Here is a 16,239-nt window from a genome sequence, read left to right on the forward strand (position 1 = left end):
TGCCGCGCGGGATCGACGACGGCACGGCCGCACGACGAGCAGGGATGGCGAGATCCTTGCGGACGCTGTCCATCACGCCGCTGTCGCCCGCGCGCCATCCGGGAGACGCTGTGAGGGTATTCGACGGGGCTGACGCTCGCACCGCCACCTCGTCCGCCATACCTTCCGAACGGGCCTGACGCACAGCGGGCCCGTTCGGCTGTTTCCGGGCCGCGCTCTCGCGGGCGGCGTCTCAGGCGACGATCTTCTCGACCGTCCGGATGTTCCGCGTCGTCGTCACGGCCTTCCAGCGCGGCTTGGCGAGCTCCTTCGCGAACGCCGTCGACACGCTCGCGCCCTTCGGCGGGTTCCAGTAGACGACGCCGGGGCCCTCCGCCACCGGATCGTCCGGTGCATCCGCAGCGAGCGCGAGCACGGCGTCGCGCGCCTCGACATCGGCGCAGAAGACGATGTACGGCTGGCGATCGGAATCGGACGCGTCGAACGGGAAGCCTGCGAGGGCGGCTCGCAGCTCATCGCAGGTGGCCAGCACGATCCACGCCTCGTAGCCGAACCTCTCCCCGAGCGCCCGCTCGATCCGCCGCTTGAGGGCGGCGCGATTCTCGCCGGCGGTGAAGCGCACGTTGCCGCTCGCGAGGAACGTGCGCACATCCGTGAACCCCAGTTCGGCGAACAGCGCGCGCAGGTCGGCCGAGCGCACGGTGATGCCGCCCACGTTGACACCGCGGAGCAGGGCGACGAAGTCGGTCATGCCACGACCCTATGAGCCGACGAGCGACTCCAGAAGCGCGCGCACCGTGCGGACGACGAAGGCGCGTCGCGCCGCGACGCGCTCGGGGCGGTCGGCGGCATCGCCCACGTACAGCCGGTCCACCGAGCGGAACACCTGCCAGCCGTCGGCGAGGGTCACGATCGTGAGGAGCAGCTCGGCGGCGGCCGCGTCGTCGAGGGCGGGAAGGGTCCTGCGCAGCTGAGCGACCTTGCGCCGGTGGGCCTCGGAGCGCGCCTCGAACGCGACCGGGGTCTCGCGCTCGAGGCCCTCCCACGCGAGCAGGCGCGAGAGCTGAGGGTGCGCGGCGTGGTAGTCGAAGACAGCCTCGACGTACCGCAGCACCGCGTCGGCGCCCTCGCCCTCGATGGGGACGGCGTGGATGACCGCGAGCAGCTCGCTCTCGAGCGCCGCGCCGAAGAGCGCCTCCTTGTCGCCGAAGTGCGCGTAGATGCGCTCCTTGTTCACCCCGGCGGCACGTGCGATCCGGTCCACGCGCGCCCCGGCGAGACCGTGCGCGCTGAACTCGTCGACGGCCGCCTCGAGCAGGCGTCGCCGCGTCTCCTCCGGGGTGTAGGCCATCCGCCCATCCTATTCCCAACCGAACAGTTGCCTTCCGGGTCGGAACGTGGTTCACTGTTCCCAACCAGCCAGTTGGAAAGTGAGATGCCATGCCCGCACCCACCCCGCCCTCCATCCACGTCCGCGCCGTCATCACGTGGCTCGCGATCTTCCCGCTCGTCACGATCGGCCTGTACGCCATCGCGCCCTTCAGCGAGACCTGGCCGCCCGTCCTCCGCTCGCTCGCGCTCACGGTCGTCGTCGTGCCGCTCGCGGTGTACCTCGTCGTCCCGCAGCTGATGCGCGCCTGGATGGCGCTCAGCGGCCGCCGCGCCGCCGAGGCCGCCCAGGTCGCGCCGGCCACACCCGTCGCGCCGGCCACCCCCGCCGCTCCCGAGACGTCCCCCGAGGTCGTCAGCCGCGGATGAGCCGGAGCGTCGCGCGCTCGAGCGCGACCTGCCGTGCGTCGGCGTCGGCATGGCGCCGACGCACGGCGGCCGCGATCGTGCGCCCCTCGTCGAACGCCGAGACGACGCGCGGATCGACGTACGAGGTGCGCGCCATCGTCGGGGTGTTGCCGAGGAACTCGGCGACATCGCGCATGGTCGCGGTCACCGCGCGGCGGCGCTTCGTCGCGCTCGCGCCCTCCTCGATGTCGAGCCCGCGCTCGGCGAGGCGCGCGGCCGCGAGCACCGTCGCATGCCACGTGCGGAAGTCCTTCGCGGTCGCGTCGGCCCCCGTCGACGCGCGCACGTAGTCGTTGACGATCGCGGGCGTGAGGCGCCGCCATCCGCCTGCCTCCCGGTACGCCAGGAGCGCGGGCTCGCCGTCGCGTCGCCGCCTCATGCTCTCGATCGCCGCGACGACGGGGGCATCCGCGATCTCGATGCGGTGCGCGACGCCCGACTTGCCCATGAAGCGGAAGACGAGGGCGTCGCCGGTCCGCCGCACATGCGCGCGCTCGAGGGTCGTGAGCCCGAAGCTGCCGTGCCGGTCGGCGTACACGTCGTCGCCGATGCGGAAGCAGCCGAGGTCGAGCAGCCGCACGGCGGTCGCGCACGCGCGCTCGAGCGGCATGCCGTCGAGCCCGAGCTCGCCGAGGATGGCCGGCCGCGCACGGCCCAGCGCGACGCCGAAGTCGAGCACGCGGTCGAACTTCTGCGCATCGCGGCGCGCACGCCACTGCGGGTGGTACAGGTACTGCCGGCGCCCCGCATCGTCGGTGCCCACGGCCTGCAGGTGCCCGTTGGGGTAGGGCGTGATCCAGACGTCGCGCCATGCGGGCGGGATGGCCAGCGCGCGGATGCGAGCGACCTCCTCCGCGGGCAGCCGCTCGCCCTCGGAATCGAGGTAGGCGAATCCGCGGCCGGAGCGGCGCCGCGTCCAGCCCGGCTCCTGGGGAGAGGTGCGTCGGAGCCGTGGCATGCGGTCGAGTCTGCCTGACGGCATCCGCCGCCCGTCAGGCCTTGACAGCGCCTCCGGAGAGCGTCGCGGATGTTGGGCTTTCCAACGTCGTAGCCCTACGCTCGACACTCGACGCCCTTTCTGCCCTCCCGGGAGCCACGATGAAGTTCTTCCCTGCCCGCGCGGTGCGCGTGACCGCCGGCCCGTTCGCCGACGCGCTGCGCGTCGACCTCGACTACGTGCTCTCGCTCGACGCCGACCGGCTGCTCGCGCCCTTCCTGCGCGAGGCGGGCCTCGAGCCGCGTGACCGCTCGTACGGCAACTGGGAGGATGCGGGGCTCGACGGGCACACCGCGGGGCACTGGATCTCGGCCCTCGCCCACCTGCACGCGGCGACGGGCCATCCCGAGGCCCTTCGCCGACTCCGCTACGCCGTGGGCGAGCTCGCGCGTGCGCAGGAGGCGCGCGGCACGGGGTGGGTCGGCGGCGTGCCCGGCGGCGAGCAGCTCTTCGCGGGGCTCCGCGACGGCGGCGTGGCGGCGGCCCGGGCGCTCGCATCGAGCGGGCACTGGGTGCCCTGGTACAACCTCCACAAGACGTTCCAGGGGCTCATCGACGCACACGTCGTCGGCGGCGACGAGCGCGCCCTCGACATCGCCGTCCGCCTCGCGGACTGGTGGCTCGACATCGCCGACGGCATCGACGACGCGGCCTTCGAGGCCATGCTCGACACCGAGTTCGGCGGCATGAACGAGGCCTTCGCGGAGCTCGCGGCGCTCACCGGACGCGACGACCTCGCGGCGATGGCCTGTCGCTTCGCGCACCGCGCCATCCTCGACCCCCTCCGCGAGGGGCGAGACGATCTGACCGGGCGCCACGCGAACACGCAGATCCCGAAGGCCGTGGGCTACGCGGTCGCCGGCGAGCGCGCGGCGGCCGCCGCGTTCTGGCGCACGGTCGTCGAGCGGCGCACGGTCGCGATCGGCGGCAACAGCGTCCGCGAGCACTTCCACGCGCCGGACGACTTCGCGCCGATGATCGAGGACCGCGAGGGGCCAGAGACCTGCAACACCTACAACATGCTGAAGCTCACGCGCGCCCTCGCCGAGGCCGAGCTCGACCCCACCCACCTCGACTTCGCCGAGCGCGCGCTCTTCAACCACGTGCTCTCGGCGCAGCATCCCGAGCGCGGCGGGTTCGTGTACTTCACGCCGATGCGCCCCCGCCACTACCGCGTCTACTCGCAGCCCGACCAGTGCTTCTGGTGCTGCGTCGGCACGGGCATGGAGATGCAGGCCCGGTACGGCGAGTGGATCTTCGGACAGGAGGGCGACGCGCTCGCCGTCAACCTCTTCGCACCCGCCGACCTCGACGCATCCGAGTTCGGCGTCCGGCTGCGCATGACGACGGACTTCCCCGCCGACGAGCAGGTGCGGATCGCGGTGGAGGCGGACGGCGCGCGCGCGTTCGCGCTGCGCCTGCGCGTGCCGGGCTGGAGCGACGGACTCCGCGACTTCCGCGTGAACGGCGACGACGCGGAGGCGACCGCGGAGGACGGCGCCGTGCGCATCACGCGGACCTGGGCGGACGGCGACGAGATCGTCTTCCGCGTGCCCCTCGCCCTGCGTGCGGAGCGCCTGCCCGACGGGTCGCCGTGGCAGGCCTACCTCGCGGGGCCCGTCGTCCTCGCCGCGCGCGCGGGGGAGGACGGGCTCGACGGGCTCGTCGCCGACGACAGCCGGATGGGCCACATCGCGTCGGGCCCGCTGCTCCCGTTCGCCGACCTGCCGCTCGTCGCGGAGGGCGCCGACGCGGTCGCCCAGGTCGGCCCGCTGCGCTTCCGGCTCGAGACGGACGACCCGGCGGGCGCCGTCGACCTCGAGCCGTTCGCGGGCATCCACGACAGCCGGTACACCGTCTACTGGCCGATCGCCGACGGCCCCGGCCGCAGGGACGAGCTCCTCGCCCAGGACGGCCGTCTCGCGATCGACGCGGCGACCGTCGACGCCGTGGCGTTCGGCGAGCAGCAGCCCGAGTCCGACCACGCCTTCTCGGGCGACGGCTCGACCGTCGGCGTGGACGGCGACGCGCACTGGCGCGAGCTCGGAACCGGCGTCTCGATCGAGCTCCGCGACCCCGCGTGGCAGTCGCGTCGCCTGCGCCTCGAGCTGCGGCCATCCGCCGAGGCGACGGCGATCGCGGTGCGCGTCGGCGAGCAGCTCGCCGTCGAGGAGCGCCTCGCGCCCGGCGCGACATCGCTCGAGGTCGTCATGGCGCCGCCGTCGCCCGGCACGCGGATCACCCTCTCTCCCGTCGACGGTGCTCCCGCGCCGGGCGTGGTCTCGGCGCGCCTCCTGCGCTGAGCACCGGCGAGACTGGAGGCATGCTCACCCGGATCCGCCCTCGGGGAATGACCGCCTCGGTCGCCCTCGTCATCGGCTCGTGCACGTCGCTGCAGTTCGGCGCGGCGCTCGCCGTGCAGCTCTTCCCCGAGCTGGGGACGTGGGGCGTGACGGCGCTGCGCCTCTCGATCGCGGCGCTCGTCCTGTGCGCGGCGGTGCGCCCGCGCGTGCGCACCTGGACCCGCGAGCAGTGGGGATGGGTGGCCGCGTACGGCCTCTCCCTCGCGGCCATGAACGGCTCCTTCTACGCCTCCCTCGAGCGGATCCCGCTGGGCACCGCGGTCGCGATCGAGTTCCTCGGTCCGCTCGTGCTCGCGGCCGTGCTCACGCGACGCGCCCTCGATTTCGCGTGGGTCGGCGTCGCCCTCGTCGGCATGGCGCTCCTGGGCGTCGACAGCGCCATCGGCGTCCCGCTGGATGGAGCCGGCGTGGTGTTCGCGCTCGTGGCCGCCGGGTTCTGGGCCCTCTACATCCGCACGAGCGCGCGCGTCGGCCAGCTCGTCCCGGGGATGGGCGGGCTCGCGGTCGCGCTCGTCATCGCCTCGACCGCGCTGCTGCCCTTCGGCGTGCCGGCGGCGGTCGAGGTCGTCGCGGAGCCGCACCTCCTCGTGCTCGCCGTCGGGACGGCGCTCCTCGCGTCGGTCATCCCGTACGCGCTCGAACTCATGGCGCTGCGGAGACTTCCGCAGCGCGTGTTCGGAGTGCTCCTGAGCCTCGAGCCCGTCATCGCGACGGCGGCCGGATGGCTGCTCCTCGCTCAGGCGATGAGCCCGCTGCGGATCGCCGCGATCGCGCTCGTCGTCGCCGCGAGCGTCGGCACCGCCCTCGCGGCGCGACGGGCGAGCGAGGACGCACCCGGATCCGCCCTCACCGGGGCGATCCCGGTCATCCGCGACTGACCGCGGTCTCCGCCGTCGTGACGCGACGCGACGGCCAGGCGGCGAGCAGGCGCTCCCGCTCCTCCGCCGTGATCGGCACGACCGAGCCGTGCCGGAAGCGCGGCGGAACCGCGTGCGCGCTCGGCGTCCACGTGCCATCCGCGAGGTCTGCGCTCTCGAAGACGCGGTAGCCCGTGCCGCCGCCGTAGGGCGGCCAGTCGATGAAGAGCAGCCACGAGCGCTCGTCGAGCGACCGGACGATGATCGGCCCCTCGCCGTGCGAGATGACGTCGCTGCCGATCCCCTCGGCGAGCAGCTCCCACGCCGAGCCGATGCGCCCCTCGGTCGGGCGCAGCACGTCGTCGCCGCGCTCGGCGAACACGTGCATGGTGCCGGGCTCTTCATCCTTCGTGAAGCGGTACCAGTGGGCGCCGTCGCGCGCGAGAGTCGAGTCGATCGTCCCGTACCCGGGCCCCCGGCGCACGTCGATCCACACGCGCGGCTCCGAGAAGGTCGCGAAGTCGGCGGTCTCCGCGATCATCATCCGGTTGTAGCTGTCGGCGGCCCGCCGCTCGCCGCCCTCGGGGTAGAGGTTCGAGGCCCAGTAGACGAGGTAGGCGCCGTGCTCCGCGCTCCAGACGGCCTCCGGGGCCCACACGTTGCCGGCCTCGGGGCCCATCACCGAGACCGCACGCGGGCCCGTCCAGGTCACGAGGTCATCCGACTCCCAGACGAGGATGTCGGTGCTGCCGTTCTCCTGCCCCGCACCGAAGCCGCCGGCCCCGTGCACCTTGAGGTCGGTCGCGAGGATCACGAACCCGCCGTCCTCCTTGCGGAGCAGGAACGGGTCGCGCACGCCCCGCGTGCCGAGCTCCGACGTGAGCACGGGCGCGCCGTCCGCCAGCAGGTCCCAGTCGCTCAGGGAGGCGCCGTCGCTCACCGCGAAATGGACCTGCTCGGCCGCGTCGTCATCTTCGCCCGTGAAGTGGACGAAGAGGTACGAGGAGAATTTACAACGTTGCACAAGTGCACGATACCAAGGGACGGCCACCGCCGCGACCCCGGGCTCCGCCCTACGCGCCCAGGAAGGTCGCGGGGTCGAACTCGTCGATCGGGATGACGCGGAGGCGCGGGAGCTGCGCGTCGAACACCGCGGCGTCGTACTCGAGGTCGAATCGCTGCAGGCCGGGCAGGGTCGCATACCCCGCGTTCCGGAACTCGTTGAACGCGACGATTCCGACGCGCCGGTCGCCGCCGATGAGCGCCGCGACGTCGTCGAGGAAGTCCCCGTCGTGGCTCACGAGCATCACGTCGTCGTCGCGGTCAGCCAGGGCCCGCAGGGTGCGCTGGATCGCGATGTCGACGACCTTCTCGTCGGGGGCGCCTGCGAGGAGTACGACCTCGTAGTCCATCGCCTTGAGCGCCTGGACGAAGCTCTGCGGGATGACGGACGAGGCGTTGATGAAGAACACGCCGCGTGCGCGCTGGTTCCACTGCCGCGCCGCGAACGAGACGAGCCGGTCCCACCGAGGCCGCTCATCCGGCTGCGGCCGTCGCCCGATGATCGACGTCCCCAGCGTCGCGTCGATGTTCTCGCCGTCGACGAGCACCCAGGTCACGTCTTCACCGCTCACGCGCATGCGCGCCTCCCCATCCGGCGCCGTCGAGGTGGCGGGGCCTCGTCCGATCCTACGAGGGCGCGGGGCGGCTCAGCCGCAGAGGGTCGCGAGCGCGCCCTTGGCCTGTTCGACGGCCTCGACCGTCTCGGGCGCCGCGAGATCGCTCACCTGCGACAGCTGCTCGGCGTTCGCGCGGATGAGCTCCCCCGGCTGGCCGCCCACGTCATCAGCGAGCCGCTCGAGGGTCGCGACGAGGTCGTCGCGCGCGACGTCGGCCTGCTCCGCGGTCACGTCGCCCTGCTCGAGGATCGCCTGGTACTGCGCGTAAGCGGCATCGGCGGTCGTGCAGATCTCGTCGACCGGGACGCCGAGGGCGTCACCGGCGATGTCGGCGGCCTGTGCGCAGCCGGCGAGCAGGCCCACGGCGAGGAGCGGGAGGATGGCGAGTCGGCGCATGCGACGACGGTAGCCGCTCGACCTTGGACGCCGATGCATGCCGCATCTGCGGCAGAATCGACCCAGACCATCCGCATCTGCGAATCGAGAAGCGCATGCCCGACATCCGCGTCCGCGACGCCGCCCATCTGCTCGGCGTGAGCGACGACACCGTCCGACGCTGGATCGCCGCGGGCGCGCTCGCGGCGCACCGCGACGACGCGGGTCGCCGGGTCATCGACGGAGCCGAGCTGGCCTCGTTCGCGCGGTCGCATGCCGAGGCCCCCGAAGATCCGCTCTCCGGGGGCCGCTCCGCCCGCAACCGCTTCACCGGACTCGTCACGGCCGTCACGAGCGACACCGTCATGAGCCAGGTCGAGCTGCAGTGCGGGCCGCACCGCGTCGTGTCGCTCATGAGCACGGAGGCGGTGCGCGAGCTCGGCCTCGAGCCGGGATCGATCGCGGTGGCCGTCGTCAAGGCCACGACCGTCCTCGTGGAGACGCCGTGAGACGGCGGGCGCGCGCAGCGGCGGCGGGCGCGGTCGCGCTCGCGCTGTCCGGCTGCGCTGCGCCGCCGACCGCGGGGCAGGAGCTTCACGTGTTCGCCGCGGCGTCGCTCACCGAGGTCTTCACCGAGATCGCCGACGCGTTCGAGGAGGCGCATCCGGGTGTCTCGGTCAGCCTGAGCTTCGACGGGTCGGCCGGTCTCGCGACGCAGATCGCCGAGGGAGCGCCCGCCGCGGTGTTCGCCTCGGCCGACACGGCGACCATGGAATCCGTCGCGCAGCACGCCGCCGACGAGCCGGCGGTGTTCGCGCGCAACGCCCTCGAGATCGCCGTGCCCGCGGGCAATCCGGCCGACATCCGGGGATTCGCGGATCTCGCACGCGACGACGTGGTCGTCGTCGTGTGCGCGGTCGCCGTCCCGTGCGGGCGCGCGACGGCCGAGGTCGAGCGGGCGCTCGACGTCGCGGTCGACCCTGCGAGCGAGGAGAACGCCGTGACGGATGTGCTCGGCAAGGTGACCTCGGGCGAGGCGGATGCGGGCGTCGTCTACGCCACCGACGTCCGCCGTGCGGGCGACGCGGTCGAGGGTGTGCCGGTCGACGCGCCCGATGCCGCCGTGAACGACTACCCCATCGCGGCGCTCGACGGCGCACCCGACCCGGCGCTCGCTCGCGCGTTCGTCGACTTCGTCCTCGACGACCCCGCACAGCGCGTCCTCGCCGACGCGGGCTTCCTCCCGGCGGACTAGCGGATGGTCGAGCACGAGGAGAGAGACGCGGCGGCCCGCGCCCCGCGACCGCCCGAGGTCGCCGCGGCGCGGCCATCCGCTCGGGCGGGGCGGCCCGCTGGGGCGGGGCGGGCATCCGCTCGGGCGTCGCGGCCGATCGCCACCGACCTGCCGCGCTGGCTGTGGATTCCGGCCGCGCTGGGGCTCGCGCTCATCCTCGTGCCCCTCGCCGCCCTCGTGCTGCGCGCGGAGTGGGGCGACTTCTGGCACCTGCTGACCGGGGCGGCCGCGCGCGACGCCCTCGCGCTGAGCCTGCGGACGGCCCTCGTCTCGACCGCGCTGTGCCTTCTCATCGGCGTGCCGATGGCGGCCGTGTTCGCGCGGGGGCGCTTCCCCGGGCTGAAGGCGCTGCGCGCGCTCGCACTCGTGCCGCTCGTGCTGCCGCCGGTCGTCGGAGGCATCGCGCTGCTGTACGCGTTCGGGCGCCGCGGGCTCGTCGGGCAGGCGCTCACGCCGTTCGGGATCCAGATCCCGTTCACCGAGGTGGCGGTCGTCATGGCCCAGACCTTCGTCGCCCTGCCTTTCCTCGTGATGAGCGTGGAGGGGGCGCTGCGCTCCGCCGGCACGCGCTACGCCGCGGTCGCGGCGACGCTGGGGGCATCGCCCGGGCGGGTGCTGTGGCGCGTGACGCTCCCGCTCATCGCGCCGGGCATCCTCTCGGGGGCCATCCTCTCCTTCTCCCGTGCGCTCGGGGAGTTCGGCGCGACCCTCGCCTTCGCCGGGAGCCTGCAGGGCGTCACCCGCACGCTTCCCCTCGAGGTGTATCTCGTCCGGGAGAGCGACAGCGCCTCGGCCGTGGCGCTGTCGCTCGTGCTCATCGCGCTCGCGGTCTGCGGCGTCGTGCTGGCGTATCGTCCGCGGAGGGGGCAGCCGTGACCGACGAGGAGGCGGGCGGGTTCGAGGATGGCCCCGGGGCCAAGGCGGGTCCCACCGGGTTCGCCGCGAAACGCGGCGAACCGACGCCGGGTCGCCCCGAAACGCGGCAACCCCCGCAAGGCCCTGCCCCGAAACACGGCGAACCCGCCCCGGGTCGCCCCGAAACGCGGCAGAGCCCGGATGACGCGGCTCGCTTCCTCGAGGTGCACGCACGGGTGACGGGCCGCGGGGTCGCCGTCGACCTCGACGTCGCGCGCGGGGAGACCGTCGCGATCGTGGGGCCGAACGGCGCGGGCAAGTCGACGGCCCTTGAGCTCGTCGCGGGGCTCATCCGTCCCGACGCGGGCGCCGTCGTCCTCGAAGGGGCGCCCCTGGCGGACGGACGCCGCTGGGTTCCGCCGCATCGACGCGGCATCGCCCTCATGACGCAGCAGACGCTGCTCTTCCCCCACCTCACGGTCCGCGACAACGTCGCGTTCGGTCCGCGCGCGTCCGGCCTGTCGCGGTCCGCCGCGCGCGACGCCGCGGAGCGCTGGCTTCTCGAGACCGGCGTACGGCACCTCGCCGAGCGCCGCGCATCCGACCTCTCCGGAGGCCAGGCGCAGCGGGTCGCCCTGGCCCGGGCCCTCGCGGCCGAGCCGGCCGTCCTCCTGCTCGACGAGCCCACGACCGCGCTCGACGCGACGGCCCGGCCCGAGCTGCGGGCGGTCCTCGCGCGCGTCCTCGCCGGGCGCACGGCCATCCTCGTCAGCCACGACGCCGACGACGTCGCGGCCCTCGCGCACCGCACCATCCGGATGGCCGAGGGCCGCGTCGTCGGCTGACGTGCGCCGGCGCGCGCCAGTCGGGCACTACGTGGCCTGCGCGTCGACCCGCGCCCGCACACAGCGGCCGCCACCTCCGGTCCGACGTCGACCCCGCGGCCCTCAAAGCAGGAGGATCGCGCTTTCCCAGGATGGTTCTGCCGTATCCGTCCTGGGAAAGCGTGATCCTCCTGGCGACGGGCCTCCCGGCCGTGCGGCAGGCCCGCGTCGTCGGCTGGGCGACAAGCCGCCCGGCCTTACGGCAGGCCCGCGAAGCCGCCGCTACGGGACGATGTGGCCCGCCGCGCGGGTGAGCTCGTACCACTCGGCGCGCGTGAGCGGGAGGTCGCTGCCCTGCGCGGCCGCCGCGACCCGGGCCGGAGTCGTCGTGCCGAGGACGACCTGGATGCCCGCGGGATGACGGGTGATCCACGCCGTCGCGATCGCGATCGGCTCGACGCCGTACCGCGCGGCGAGGCGTTCGATCACGGCGTTCAGCTCGGGGTGCGCCTCCGAGCCGAGGAACACGCCGGTGAAGAAGCCGGCCTGGAAGGGCGACCACGCCTGCAGCGTGATGCCGTTGATGCGGCTGTACTCGACGAGCCCTCCGCCGTCGAGCACCTGCGACTGCTCGACGCCGAGCATGTTGGCCGCGATGCCCTGCGTGATGATCGGCGCATGCGTGATCGAGAGCTGCACCTGGTTGGCGACGATGGGCTGGCGCACGGCCGTCTTCAGCAGGTCGATCTGACGCGGCGTGTGGTTCGAGACGCCGAACGCGCGCACCTTGCCCGCGGCCTCGAGCTCGTCGAACGCGCGGGCGACCTCGTCGGGCTCGACGAGCGCATCCGGGCGGTGCAGGAGGAGCACGTCGATGTAGTCGGTGTCGAGCGCGCGCAGCGACTCCTCGACCGACATGACGATGTGCTCGTACGAGAAGTCGAAGTACGGCCCCTCGCGCACGATGCCGCACTTCGTCTGGATCGTGAGCTCGGCGCGCTCAGACGGCGTGAGGCGCATCGCCTCGGCGAAGCGGCGCTCGCACTGGTGCAGCTCGGTGCCGTAGATGTCCGCGTGGTCGAAGAAGTCGATGCCGGCCTCGCGGGCGGTGTCGACGAGCTCGCGGATCTGCGCGTCGGTCTTGTCGGAGATGCGCATGAGCCCCGCGATGACGTTGGGAGCCTGCTGGCCTCCGGGGCCGAGGGAGACGGTCTTCATGGGTGTCCTTCCGGTGCCGCCCGGCGACGGCGCCGCGGGCGCTCCTACGATAGGGAGCGGTGCGGCAGAAATCCAACAACTGGAGCAGATGCCTGCCAGAAGGAGAAGTGCTGATGGATCTGCGCCAGATGGAGTACCTCGTCACGCTCGCCGACGAGCAGCAGTTCACGCGCGCGGCCGCCGTCTGCGGCATCTCGCAGTCGGGCCTGTCGGCGGCCATCCGGGCACTCGAAGCCGAGCTCGGCACGGAGCTCTTCACGCGCTCGCCCCGCGGGGTGGAGACAACGCCGGCCGGCCGCGCGCTCCTGCCGCACGCGCGCTCGATGCTCGCACAGGCGTCCGCAGCGCGCGGCGCCGTCGCGCGCGCGACGGAGGAGCTGACCGGGAGGCTGCGCATCGGCGCCGAGCAGTGCCTCGGCCTGGTGGATGTCTCGGGCCTGCTCGAGCAGGTCCACCTGCGCCATCCCCTCGTCGAGCTCGAGTTCGCGCAGGCCGGGTCGCACGAGCTCGCCGCCCGGGTCCGCGAGGGCGATCTCGACCTCGGTCTCGTCGCGGCGACGGAGCACCTCGGCTCGCTTCACCGGGAGGAGCTCGGTCGCCTGCCGCTCGTCCTGCTGACGCCGCCCGGCCATCCGCTCTCGGGCGCGGAGCCCGTCTCGTGGGCCGACCTCGACGACGTCGACTTCGTGGACTTCCAGGGGTCGTGGGCGGTGCGCTCGCTCAACGACGCGGTCTGCGCCGCGCGCGGCATCGCGCGGCGCGTGCGGTGCGCCACCGGCGACGTCCACACGCTCATCGACCTCGTGCGCCGGGGTCTCGGCGTGGCGATCGTGCCCGCGCACGTCGGGGCGAAGCCCGAGGCCGCAGCGCTCGCGGTGCGGCCGATGCCCGCGGATGCGCCGCCGTGGGTCGTGTCGGCGATCGCGCGGCGTCCGTCCGAGCCGGCCACCGCTCTCGCGCTCGAGCTCGTGCGGACCCAGGCGGCGCCCGCGCGGTGACGCGGGTGAGGAGGGACGCCCGACAGCGACCCTCCTCACGACCTCACGCCGCCTGGAGGGACTCCGCGAGCTCCCGGCCGGCGACGCGGGCGGCGTCCTCGGCCGCCGCCCGCAGGTCCGCCGCGACGTCGGCGAAGGCGTCGAGGGCGGGGTTCACGCCCACGAGCGTGAACGGCCGCTGGACGACCCGGAGGTCCAGACCCCAGACATCCTCGAGCACGCGGCGCAGCCACGCCGTCGAGTGGTCCCAGCCCTCCTTGGGCGTCCCGGGCGCGTAGTTGCCGCCGAGCACGGTCACGAGCGTCGCGGGCTTGCCCCGCAGCGCCGTGCCCTGCGGGTCGATGCGCGGGTCGGTGTAGGCGACGTCGAACCAGGTCTTGAAGTGCTGCGAGACGCCGTAGTTGTAGAGCGGCACGGTGAAGAGCAGCGCGTCGGCGTCGATGAGCTCGTCGGCGAAGGCGCGGGCGAGCGCCTGCGCTGCGCGCTGCTCCTCGGTGCGATCGGCCTCGGGCGCGAAGCCCGCGGTCACGGCGTTCTGCCACACGGTGGACGAGACGGGCTCGGCGGCGAGGTCGCGGCGCACGACGACGTCATCGGGGTGCGCCGCCGTCCACTCGGACTCGACGAGATCGCCGAGGGAGCGGCTGGCGGAGGTTGCGGGGAGGATGCTCGCATCCAGGCGGAAGAGAGTCATGGGTGCTCCGATCAGGTTCGATGAGTCACTCTGAAAAGAAGAGCGGCTATCGGGACATTAGCACAGGTAGGATGGCTGCATGGCGGAGATCGAGCACGGCGGACCGGCGTGCGACGCCGCCGTCTCGCTCGCGTTCTCGGTGCTCGGCAAGCGCTGGAACGGCATGATCGTCGACACGCTCAGCAGCGGCCCCCTCTCCTTCGTGGCGCTGCGGCGCGGAGTGGCGGGCATCAGCGACGCCGTCCTCTCCGACCGCCTCGCCGAGCTCGCTGCGGTCGACCTCGTCTCGCGCGAGGTGCATGCCGGCCCTCCGGTATCGGTCGTCTACACGCTGACACCGGCCGGCGAGGCGCTCATCCCGGTGCTCGAGCAGCTCGGCGAGTGGGCTTCAGCGCATCTGCGCGCCGCACCGTGACCCCACCGCACCGGTAACACGAGCGGGCGCGCCCGACAAGGCCGCGACAGCCCGCCGTGCGCTCCGTAGCCTGGGCCCAGGCACACGGAAGGGAACACGATGGCCGAGAAGAAGCAGCAGTCCGCCCCGAAGAACCGCCGCCGCCCCGCCCGCTCGGGAGCCGAGCTGACGGATGAGCAGAACGCCGAGAAGGGGTTCACCGCGTCCGAGCAGCTCAGCGGGCACATGCAGTCCGTGCTCGTCGATCTCATCGAGCTGTCGCTGCAGGGCAAGCAGGCGCACTGGAACGTCGTCGGCACCAACTTCCGCGACACCCACCTCCAGCTCGACGAGATCATCGCCGCGGCGCGCGAGTTCGCCGACACGATCGCCGAGCGCATGCGCGCGCTGCACGCGCTCCCCGACGGACGCAGCGACACCGTCGCCGAGACGACCTCGCTCCCGGAGTTCCCGCAGGGCGAGATCGCCACGACCGAGGTGATCGACCTCATCACGGAGCGCCTCGACGCCGTCTGCCAGACGTGCCGCGAGGTGCACGACGCGGTCGACGAGGAGGATCCGACGACCGCCGACATCCTCCACGCCGTGCTCGAGCGGCTCGAGCAGCTGTCCTGGATGGTCAGCGCCGAGAACCGCACGCCGCGCGCGAGCTGACGGGTCAGTCGGCGGGCTGGGACCTCCGGTCGCCGACGGGCTCGGTCGCGTTCGGGAACGCGATCGAGCCTGCGGCGGCCCACCATTCGACGACCTCGAACGACAGCCGCCCCGCGATGACGGACGGATCGGCGGCGGACAGCCGCGCGGCCTCCTCCGGCGAGCGCGCGAAGACCGACATTCCGCGCAGGGTCTCGTCGCTCTGCGCGAGGAACGGGCCGTTCGCGACCGTCGCGCCGTCGCGTGCGAGCTGCGCCCGGTAGGCGAGGTGGCGGGCCTGCAGTGCGTCGAGTTCGTCCTCGGTCATCTCCGGCGCGTCCGCGGGGCGCCGCAGGAGAACGACGGTGAAGACGTCGAACGCGTCAGGGATGTTCGGGTCCGGCATCAGTCCGAGCCCTTGACCACGACGCGCTCGACGCGCGCCGTCCCGGCGTCGACCTCGGGCCATCCGTCGACCGGCAGCTCGAGCACGGCGAGCGTCGCCGTGGGGTACGCGAGCGGGACGCGCCCGCGCTCTGCCGCGAGCGTCGCGACGAGATCGTGGACGCCCGGGTTGTGCCCGACGAGCAGGAGCGAGCGCGCGTCGCCGCCCTGCTCGCGGACGACCTGGAGCAGCCGCCGCGCGGACGCCGCGTAGACGTCGTCTTCGAACTGCACGGGCGGCGCCTCCTGCCACGGCGACGCGACACCCGCCCACGTCTCGCGCGTGCGCTGGGCGATCGAGACGACCGCGCGGTCGGGGATGAGCCCGCGTTCCTGCATGTACGCGCCGACGTCGCGCGCCTGGGCTGCGCCACGCGGCGTCAGCGGGCGGTCGACGTCGTCGACCCCCTCGGGCCAGTCGGACTTCGCGTGGCGCAGGAGCAGGAGGCGCAGCATGCTCGGCATGCTACGCGCGGTCGCCGCCCTCCTGCGCGTCCGCCGCCTCGCCCGGCTCGCCGAAGCCGGGGCGCACCGCGGCGTCCTCCGCGACGTCGATGCGGGTCACGCCCTCGCGACGGGTGACCTCGATGCGCGGCTTCGCGTCCTCCTCGGTCGCGTCGGGCGCCGACGTGAGCTGGTCGCGACGCTTCTCCTCATCGGTCATCTCGTCCTGTCCCATGGCGCCTCCTCCGATCGTGGCCTGCTCCGCCGACGCTAGGCGATGAGACCGCCCGCTGTCTCCCCCTTGCGCGGGCGCGTCCGTCTCGCTCTCGAGCAGGCGCGGGAGCGTGTGAAT

General features: G+C 73.4%; 21 protein-coding genes. 10 read left to right on the forward strand and 11 right to left on the reverse strand.

The window, feature by feature from the left end:
* Nucleotides 1-232: 232 nt before the first annotated feature.
* Nucleotides 233-751, reverse strand: coding sequence for a DUF1697 domain-containing protein (locus M1D56_RS14930; RefSeq protein ID WP_456284047.1), 519 nt, complete (start codon nucleotides 749-751; stop codon nucleotides 233-235).
* A 9-nt stretch (nucleotides 752-760) separates the two neighbouring features.
* Complete coding sequence (locus tag M1D56_RS14935) at nucleotides 761-1,351, reverse strand: TetR/AcrR family transcriptional regulator (RefSeq protein WP_456284048.1); 591 nt, start codon at nucleotides 1,349-1,351, stop codon at nucleotides 761-763.
* Nucleotides 1,352-1,440: 89 nt separating this feature from the next.
* Here M1D56_RS14935 and M1D56_RS14940 point away from each other — a divergent pair, with 89 nt between their 5' ends.
* Nucleotides 1,441-1,758: a hypothetical protein gene (locus M1D56_RS14940; RefSeq protein WP_456284049.1), complete on the forward strand. Its 318-nt coding sequence runs from the start codon at nucleotides 1,441-1,443 to the stop codon at nucleotides 1,756-1,758.
* Here the strand turns inward: M1D56_RS14940 and M1D56_RS14945 are convergent.
* Nucleotides 1,745-2,755, reverse strand: a complete 1,011-nt coding sequence (locus M1D56_RS14945) for a DNA topoisomerase IB (RefSeq protein ID WP_456284050.1) — start codon at nucleotides 2,753-2,755, stop codon at nucleotides 1,745-1,747. The two genes, M1D56_RS14940 and M1D56_RS14945, sit on opposite strands and share 14 nt — an antisense overlap.
* Nucleotides 2,756-2,895: 140 nt before the next feature.
* Between M1D56_RS14945 and M1D56_RS14950 the strand changes: the two genes are divergently transcribed.
* Nucleotides 2,896-5,097 (forward strand): beta-L-arabinofuranosidase domain-containing protein, encoded by a 2,202-nt coding sequence (locus tag M1D56_RS14950; RefSeq protein ID WP_456284051.1) that lies wholly within the window; start codon nucleotides 2,896-2,898, stop codon nucleotides 5,095-5,097.
* Between the two features lie 20 nt (nucleotides 5,098-5,117).
* Complete coding sequence (locus tag M1D56_RS14955; protein ID WP_456284052.1) at nucleotides 5,118-6,035, forward strand: EamA family transporter; 918 nt, start codon at nucleotides 5,118-5,120, stop codon at nucleotides 6,033-6,035.
* Here the strand turns inward: M1D56_RS14955 and M1D56_RS14960 are convergent.
* The 3 genes from M1D56_RS14960 to M1D56_RS14970 all read right to left on the reverse strand — a co-directional run bounded on the left by M1D56_RS14960 (nucleotide 6,022) and on the right by M1D56_RS14970 (nucleotide 8,089).
* The gene (locus M1D56_RS14960; protein ID WP_456284053.1) at nucleotides 6,022-7,038 is read right to left on the reverse strand and encodes a glycoside hydrolase family 43 protein; all 1,017 of its coding nucleotides are present in this window, start codon (nucleotides 7,036-7,038) and stop codon (nucleotides 6,022-6,024) included. The genes M1D56_RS14955 and M1D56_RS14960 overlap by 14 nt on opposite strands.
* Nucleotides 7,039-7,087: 49 nt before the next feature.
* Nucleotides 7,088-7,654: an NYN domain-containing protein gene (locus M1D56_RS14965; RefSeq protein ID WP_419775773.1), complete on the reverse strand. Its 567-nt coding sequence runs from the start codon at nucleotides 7,652-7,654 to the stop codon at nucleotides 7,088-7,090.
* Nucleotides 7,655-7,723: 69 nt separating this feature from the next.
* Nucleotides 7,724-8,089 carry a hypothetical protein gene (locus tag M1D56_RS14970; RefSeq protein ID WP_456284054.1) on the reverse strand — a complete coding sequence of 122 codons (366 nt, stop codon included), beginning with the start codon at nucleotides 8,087-8,089 and terminating at the stop codon, nucleotides 7,724-7,726.
* Nucleotides 8,090-8,184: 95 nt separating this feature from the next.
* Between M1D56_RS14970 and M1D56_RS14975 the strand changes: the two genes are divergently transcribed.
* The 4 genes from M1D56_RS14975 to M1D56_RS14990 all read left to right on the forward strand — a co-directional run bounded on the left by M1D56_RS14975 (nucleotide 8,185) and on the right by M1D56_RS14990 (nucleotide 11,062).
* On the forward strand, nucleotides 8,185-8,577 hold the full coding sequence (locus M1D56_RS14975) for a TOBE domain-containing protein (RefSeq protein ID WP_456284055.1): 393 nt from the start codon (nucleotides 8,185-8,187) through the stop codon (nucleotides 8,575-8,577).
* On the forward strand, nucleotides 8,574-9,323 hold the full coding sequence (gene modA / locus M1D56_RS14980) for a molybdate ABC transporter substrate-binding protein (protein WP_456284056.1): 750 nt from the start codon (nucleotides 8,574-8,576) through the stop codon (nucleotides 9,321-9,323). The genes M1D56_RS14975 and modA overlap by 4 nt, the downstream gene beginning before the upstream one ends.
* 3 nt (nucleotides 9,324-9,326) lie before the next feature.
* On the forward strand, nucleotides 9,327-10,238 hold the full coding sequence (locus M1D56_RS14985) for an ABC transporter permease (RefSeq protein WP_456284057.1): 912 nt from the start codon (nucleotides 9,327-9,329) through the stop codon (nucleotides 10,236-10,238).
* A 203-nt stretch (nucleotides 10,239-10,441) separates the two neighbouring features.
* On the forward strand, nucleotides 10,442-11,062 hold the full coding sequence (locus M1D56_RS14990; RefSeq protein WP_437354426.1) for an ATP-binding cassette domain-containing protein: 621 nt from the start codon (nucleotides 10,442-10,444) through the stop codon (nucleotides 11,060-11,062).
* A gap of 261 nt (nucleotides 11,063-11,323) precedes the next feature.
* Here M1D56_RS14990 and M1D56_RS14995 read toward each other — a convergent pair whose 3' ends face one another.
* Nucleotides 11,324-12,259 (reverse strand): aldo/keto reductase, encoded by a 936-nt coding sequence (locus M1D56_RS14995; protein ID WP_456284058.1) that lies wholly within the window; start codon nucleotides 12,257-12,259, stop codon nucleotides 11,324-11,326.
* 113 nt (nucleotides 12,260-12,372) lie between these two features.
* On the opposite strand from M1D56_RS14995, the gene M1D56_RS15000 reads away from it, so the two are divergent.
* A complete protein-coding gene (locus M1D56_RS15000) occupies nucleotides 12,373-13,257 on the forward strand; it encodes a LysR family transcriptional regulator (protein WP_456284059.1) in 885 nt (294 codons plus the stop codon).
* A 43-nt stretch (nucleotides 13,258-13,300) separates the two neighbouring features.
* Here M1D56_RS15000 and M1D56_RS15005 read toward each other — a convergent pair whose 3' ends face one another.
* A complete protein-coding gene (locus M1D56_RS15005) occupies nucleotides 13,301-13,951 on the reverse strand; it encodes an FMN-dependent NADH-azoreductase (RefSeq protein ID WP_456284060.1) in 651 nt (216 codons plus the stop codon).
* 79 nt (nucleotides 13,952-14,030) lie between these two features.
* On the opposite strand from M1D56_RS15005, the gene M1D56_RS15010 reads away from it, so the two are divergent.
* Nucleotides 14,031-14,366, forward strand: coding sequence for a winged helix-turn-helix transcriptional regulator (locus tag M1D56_RS15010; RefSeq protein WP_282978894.1), 336 nt, complete (start codon nucleotides 14,031-14,033; stop codon nucleotides 14,364-14,366).
* A gap of 99 nt (nucleotides 14,367-14,465) precedes the next feature.
* Complete coding sequence (locus M1D56_RS15015; protein WP_455970316.1) at nucleotides 14,466-15,020, forward strand: Dps family protein; 555 nt, start codon at nucleotides 14,466-14,468, stop codon at nucleotides 15,018-15,020.
* Between the two features lie 4 nt (nucleotides 15,021-15,024).
* On the opposite strand, the gene M1D56_RS15020 is transcribed toward M1D56_RS15015, so the two are convergent.
* From M1D56_RS15020 to M1D56_RS15030, 3 genes are read right to left on the reverse strand one after another with little or no spacing between them, the layout of a single operon-like run.
* Nucleotides 15,025-15,405, reverse strand: a complete 381-nt coding sequence (locus M1D56_RS15020) for a YciI family protein (RefSeq protein WP_456284061.1) — start codon at nucleotides 15,403-15,405, stop codon at nucleotides 15,025-15,027.
* Entirely contained in the window at nucleotides 15,405-15,899 is a 495-nt protein-coding gene (locus M1D56_RS15025; RefSeq protein ID WP_456284062.1) for a SixA phosphatase family protein, read from the reverse strand. Before M1D56_RS15025 ends, M1D56_RS15020 begins: the two co-directional genes overlap by 1 nt.
* 10 nt (nucleotides 15,900-15,909) lie before the next feature.
* Entirely contained in the window at nucleotides 15,910-16,122 is a 213-nt protein-coding gene (locus M1D56_RS15030) for a multidrug transporter (protein WP_421075093.1), read from the reverse strand.
* Between the last annotated feature and the right edge of the window lie 117 nt (nucleotides 16,123-16,239).

Source organism: Microbacterium sp. JZ101, from assembly GCF_053903175.1.

Coding starts and splice junctions, on each gene's coding strand:
- M1D56_RS14930 (WP_456284047.1), bottom strand. CDS start 751: ATGACCGACTTCGTCGCCCTGCTCCGCGGTGTCAACGTGGGCGGCATC.
- M1D56_RS14935 (WP_456284048.1), bottom strand. CDS start 1,351: ATGGCCTACACCCCGGAGGAGACGCGGCGACGCCTGCTCGAGGCGGCC.
- M1D56_RS14940 (WP_456284049.1), top strand. CDS start 1,441: ATGCCCGCACCCACCCCGCCCTCCATCCACGTCCGCGCCGTCATCACG.
- M1D56_RS14945 (WP_456284050.1), bottom strand. CDS start 2,755: ATGCCACGGCTCCGACGCACCTCTCCCCAGGAGCCGGGCTGGACGCGG.
- M1D56_RS14950 (WP_456284051.1), top strand. CDS start 2,896: ATGAAGTTCTTCCCTGCCCGCGCGGTGCGCGTGACCGCCGGCCCGTTC.
- M1D56_RS14955 (WP_456284052.1), top strand. CDS start 5,118: ATGCTCACCCGGATCCGCCCTCGGGGAATGACCGCCTCGGTCGCCCTC.
- M1D56_RS14965 (WP_419775773.1), bottom strand. CDS start 7,654: ATGCGCGTGAGCGGTGAAGACGTGACCTGGGTGCTCGTCGACGGCGAG.
- M1D56_RS14970 (WP_456284054.1), bottom strand. CDS start 8,089: ATGCGCCGACTCGCCATCCTCCCGCTCCTCGCCGTGGGCCTGCTCGCC.
- M1D56_RS14975 (WP_456284055.1), top strand. CDS start 8,185: ATGCCCGACATCCGCGTCCGCGACGCCGCCCATCTGCTCGGCGTGAGC.
- M1D56_RS14985 (WP_456284057.1), top strand. CDS start 9,327: ATGGTCGAGCACGAGGAGAGAGACGCGGCGGCCCGCGCCCCGCGACCG.
- M1D56_RS14995 (WP_456284058.1), bottom strand. CDS start 12,259: ATGAAGACCGTCTCCCTCGGCCCCGGAGGCCAGCAGGCTCCCAACGTC.
- M1D56_RS15000 (WP_456284059.1), top strand. CDS start 12,373: ATGGATCTGCGCCAGATGGAGTACCTCGTCACGCTCGCCGACGAGCAG.
- M1D56_RS15005 (WP_456284060.1), bottom strand. CDS start 13,951: ATGACTCTCTTCCGCCTGGATGCGAGCATCCTCCCCGCAACCTCCGCC.
- M1D56_RS15010 (WP_282978894.1), top strand. CDS start 14,031: ATGGCGGAGATCGAGCACGGCGGACCGGCGTGCGACGCCGCCGTCTCG.
- M1D56_RS15015 (WP_455970316.1), top strand. CDS start 14,466: ATGGCCGAGAAGAAGCAGCAGTCCGCCCCGAAGAACCGCCGCCGCCCC.
- M1D56_RS15020 (WP_456284061.1), bottom strand. CDS start 15,405: ATGCCGGACCCGAACATCCCTGACGCGTTCGACGTCTTCACCGTCGTT.
- M1D56_RS15025 (WP_456284062.1), bottom strand. CDS start 15,899: ATGCTGCGCCTCCTGCTCCTGCGCCACGCGAAGTCCGACTGGCCCGAG.
- M1D56_RS15030 (WP_421075093.1), bottom strand. CDS start 16,122: ATGGGACAGGACGAGATGACCGATGAGGAGAAGCGTCGCGACCAGCTC.